The following is a 4,687-nucleotide window of genomic DNA, read 5'->3' as shown; positions in this document are numbered from 1 at the left end:
CGGTGGTGTGACGGGTGAGGGCGGGAAACCGGGTACGGGTGTTCTGGGGTCGAATGGGTGACCTTGATGATGGTTGCTCGTTGTGCCGGGTGACAGGTTGCACGGCTTTGGGGCGGGGGTGTGGTGGTGGATGGTGTGCGCGCGTTGGCGGCCCGTTCGTGGTGCCCGGACCTTCGGGGGTGGCGGTCCGGGACCGTCTCAAACACCTCACCCCGCAGGATGAGCGGGTGCTGCGGGCGGTCGGTGAACATCAGGGCGTGCTCGCTTCACGTGACCTGAAGGTTCGCTGCGCGCAGGGTCTGGAACCTGGTGCTGATTCCTGGGCTGCGCGTAAGCGGGGGCTGACGAAGGTGTCGTCGTCGCGGATCGCCGGGGCGATCACCAAGGCCAGTCATGATCAGTGGGCGCTCGCCCGTCGCTGCCAGGCCGCACACATCCGGTCGCTGGAGACCGGGATCAGAACACTGCGGCACCGGCTCTCCCTCCCGCTCGGGACGAAGGGCACCAAACGTGCCGCAGGTGGATACCGGTCCAAAGGCGAGTGGTTCAACAAGTCCCGCCGCTTGGCGGCCCTGGAGGCTCGGTGCACGGCCGCTGTGAAGGACTGGCGTGCCGGTCGGGTACGGGTCGTGCGGGGCGGCAAACGTCTCCTCAACACCCGCCACCACTTCGACGCGGCCGGGCTCACCGAGGAGCGGTGGCGGGAGCGGTGGGAGGCGGAGCGCTGGTTCCTGGCTGCGGACGGTGAGTCGGGGAAGCGGTTCGGGAACGAGACGATCCGCGTCACCCCCGACGGCCAGGTGTCCATCAAGCTGCCCGCCCCCCTCGCGCACCTGGCCAACACCCCACACGGCCGCTACACCCTCGCCGGCACCGTGGCGTTCGCGCACCGGGGTGTGGAGTGGGCCGACCGTATCGAAGGCAATCGGGCTGTCGCCTACCGTATCCACCTCGACACCGCCCGGGGCCGCTGGTATCTGACCGCGTCCTGGCAACGCCCCCTCGTACAGGCCATCCCGTGGGAAGCCGCCAGGGCGGGGGGTGTGATCGGTGTCGACACCAACGCCGACCACTTCGCCGCCTACCGCCTCGACCAGCACGGCAACCCCGTAGGCGAACCACACCGCTTCACCTACGACCTCTCCGGCACCACCCACCACCGCGACGCACAGATCCGCCACGCCCTGACCCGCCTCCTGCACTGGGCCCAACAGTGCGGTGTGGCCGCGATCGGTATCGAGGACCTCGACTTCAGCGCCGAGAAGACCCGGGAGAAGCACGGCCGCCGAAAACGCTTCCGGCAGCTGGTCTCCGGCATCCCGACCGGAAAGCTCAAGGCCCGGCAGGTCTCCATGGCCGCCGAACAGGGTCTGGCGATCGTCGCGGTCGATCCGGCCGGCCTACACCTCGGTGTGGGGCGGTCAGCACTGGCAGAAGCCGCTGGCCACACCCCGACGGAACCACACCCCGACGGAAGATGTCCCGTCACGATGCCGCCGGTATCGCGATCGGGAGACGCGCCCTCGGACACCCGATCCGGCGTCGGACGGCACCGCCCCCACACGACCGGAGAGATCGTGTCGGGCATCGGACCGCCCAGGCCGCACCAGGTGCACGAGGGCGTGAGGGAGCCCGCCCACCCGCAACGGACCACGCCCTCAGAGACGTGCAGCCGAGCGGGACGCGAAAGCGGCAACCCGCGCACCCAAAACCGTTCGGGATGCGCCCAGAACACATGAATGGGTCCAACACCCACTCATGCACACTGGCTAGGAACGGTACGTGTTAGCGTCCCCGGACAACTCAGGGGCGCTGGTACGCGTCCTTGAAGAGGTACGGGGCCGGCGGAGGACGGGGAGAGCCGTAGTGACCACCGCGGAGCCGAAGCCCGGCCGCGAGGCGGATGAGAGCACCAGGGGCGGGGGCGACGCCCTGCGCGCTCGCGTGCCGTCCCCCCGTGCCCCGGAGTCCCCCGAATCCTCCGAATCGGCTGATTCCTTCGGCCCTCCCGGGCCTCCCGAGCCCGACGCAGGACCCGCCGCAGGACCCACCGCCCCCGCGCCGGGACCCACCGCCCCCGAGCCGTCGTCGCCGCACACCCGGGCCCGCCGACTACTGCGGCACCCCGTCACCATCGCGACGGCGGCCGCCGCGGTCCTCCACATCCTCTGGTTCTTCTTCTTCGCCAACACCGGCGGTGACATCGCCGCGCAGGACGCCTGGGCCGAGTTCGTGGGCCGGCACCCCGGCACCGCGTACAACCTGGCCTGGTACGGGGGCATGCACCCCGTCTCGTACAGCGTGGTCTCGCCCTACCTGATGTCGCTGCTCGGCGTCCGTACGACGATGATGATCGCCGGTACGGTCTCCTCCGCGCTGACCGCGCTGATCCTCGTGCGGGTCCCGGCCGTCCGTAACCCGCTGGCCTGCTCGCTCGCCGGGGTCTTCGCGTTCCTGTGCAACGCGCTGTCGGGCCGGGTGACGTTCGGGCTCGGCATGATGTTCGCCGTCGGCGCGGTCGCCGCCGTGTTCTGCTGGCCCTACCGGTGGCGGTACAAGCGGTGGGCCAAGGCCGGCGTCGCCGCCCCGCTCGCCGCGCTCGCGACCGCGTCCAGCCCGGTCGCCGGACTCTTCCTGGGTGTCGTCGCGGCGGCGCTGTTCCTCCACAGACGACGCCCCGGCGCGTACGCGATCGGGCTGGCCCCGGTCGCCGTGGTCGGGCTGTCCGCCTGGCTGTTTCCGTTCTCCGGTACGCAGCCGATGTCGCTCGGGACGCTGTCGCTGCCGTTCGTCTTCGCGGCCCTCGTCTTCGTCCTCGTACCGCGTGACTGGAGCACGGTCCGCACCGCTGCCGCCGTCTACGGGCTGGGCACGCTGCTCACGTATGTCATCGACTCGCAGATCGGGTCGAACATCACCCGCATGGCGATGCTGTTCGCCGGGGTGGCGCTCCTCGCGGCCCTGCCTTACGCGGCGCCGCGCAGCCGCCGCTGGTACGCCCTGGTGCTGGCCTTCGCCGGGCTCAACATCTGGATCGGCTTCAAGAGCGTCGACGACATCGTGCGCACCGCGCCCGCCGCGTCCTGGAACCGTGAACTGGCCCCGCTCCTCAACCAGCTCCAGCAGGTGGAGGCAGAGCGCGGCCGGGTCGAGGTCGTGCCCGCGAGCAGCCACCGTGAGGCCTCCGCGCTCGCCCCGTACGTCAACCTGGCCCGTGGCTGGAACCGCCAGGCGGACATGGAGCGCAACCCGCTCTTCTACGACGACACGCTGGACCCGGTGAACTACCGGGAGTGGCTGGACCGCTGGGCCGTGCACTACGTGGTGCTGCCCGAGGACCGGCCGGACTCCACCGGGGCCGTCCAGGAGGCGGAGTTGGTCGAGCAGGGGCAGCCGTACCTGCGCGAGATCTGGGGCGACGAGAACTGGAAGCTCTTCCGGGTCCTGGACCCGGTGCCCCTCGCCGACCCGCCGGCGGAGGTGGAGCGGGCGGGCGCGGGGGATCTGACGATCACCGTGAAGTCGGCGGGCCGGGTGCTGATACGGGTGCCCTACTCGCGGTGGCTCGCCCTCGTCGACGAGGACGGCAAGAGCGTGGAGCGCCCGCAGGAGACCGAGGAGTCGAAGGAGCGGTCGGAGGCGGACGAGACAGCGCCGAAGACCTATCTCAACACCCACGGCTGCCTGAACAAGGTCGAGAAGGGTCCGTACGGCGACGAGTGGACCGAACTGCTCGCGCCGCGACCGGGCGTGTACCGGCTGGCGGCCCCGTACCAGCTCCGGCCGGGCACGCCCTGCCCCGAAGAGCTGAGCTGAGCTGAGCCGAGCAGGACGTGGGCTGATCCGGGGCGGCCGCCCTCCTGCGGGGCGGCACGTGGGTGTCCCTTCGGTGTGCCGTCGGCGTCCTGTGTACGGAACATCGTGTACGGGCTCTCCCTCCGCGGGCGGCGCCCTGGCAAGGTGTCCTGCCATGACGGCCATGAGGTGCCTGAAGTTCCCCCAAGGCCGGGTAGTTAGGGCCTGCCGATTATCAACTCGCTGTCTTGATCTTTGGTGTTGGGGTGATGCCGAGGTGTGCGGCGAGGTCTGCGAGGTCGTCCAGGGTGGCGAGGCGGTGCTCGGCCGGGGCGATGACGTGCCCGATCTCGTCGAGGAGTTGGTGGGTTTTGCGGATGCGCCGGTTGATGGTCTGGGGTGCGACCGCGAAGAGGCGGGCGATGACGACCTGCGGGAGCCCGAGCCGCTCGTAGAGGAGGGTGGCCAGGAGCCGGTCGACGAGGGTGAGGCCGGGGCGTCGGCCGGTGTAGAGGCCGACGGCCGGAGTCTTCTGCCGGTCACCGCCGCGCCGCTGGTGGAGATCTTCTTCTCTCTGGGCCATGCGGGCTGCCGCCAGCTCGCCGACGAGCTGGTCCCACTGGTGCTGGTCCATGCCGGTCAGAGCCGGGTGGACCAGCCAGGCGCGGCCGGGGCCGGGCTGGAGCTGGGGCAGGATCGGAGGGATTCCGTCCCGACTGTGCTCCTCGGGGCGGAGGGTGTAGTTCCAGTCGCCGTGCCAGTCGTGGCGGTTCAGCGGCAGGGCGGTCATCTGCCCGTCACTGACCCTCACTCCTGTCTCATAGGCGGTGGTGTCGAGTTCGGCCCGGACCGTGAGGCCGGTGCGGGTAGTGGTCGCCGCGATGCTGTCGAC

2 protein-coding genes and 1 pseudogene are annotated in these 4,687 nt (G+C 70.5%); 2 read left to right on the top strand and 1 reads right to left on the bottom strand.

The genetic code is table 11. From position 1 onward, the window contains the following. Nucleotides 1-53: 53 nt before the first annotated feature. Both B9S58_RS06585 and B9S58_RS06580 read left to right on the top strand, forming a co-directional pair. Nucleotides 54-1,773 (top strand): annotated as a pseudogene (locus B9S58_RS06585) (IS200/IS605 family accessory protein TnpB-related protein). Between the two features lie 93 nt (nt 1,774-1,866). Continuing rightward, a complete protein-coding gene (locus tag B9S58_RS06580) occupies nt 1,867-3,816 on the top strand; it encodes an MFS transporter (protein ID WP_103531184.1) in 1,950 nt (649 codons plus the stop codon). 214 nt (nt 3,817-4,030) lie between these two features. Here the strand turns inward: B9S58_RS06580 and B9S58_RS06575 are convergent. Continuing rightward, nucleotides 4,031-4,687, bottom strand: a 657-nt coding sequence (locus B9S58_RS06575) for a transposase family protein (protein WP_181009202.1), incomplete at its 5' end; no start/stop codon positions are given.

The organism is Streptomyces sp. SM11 (assembly GCF_002910905.1).
In the GTDB taxonomy this organism is placed as follows: Bacteria; Actinomycetota; Actinomycetes; order Streptomycetales; family Streptomycetaceae; genus Streptomyces.
The sequence above is the reverse complement of the archived record's forward strand: the minus strand, read 5'-3'. Positions and strand labels throughout refer to the sequence as shown.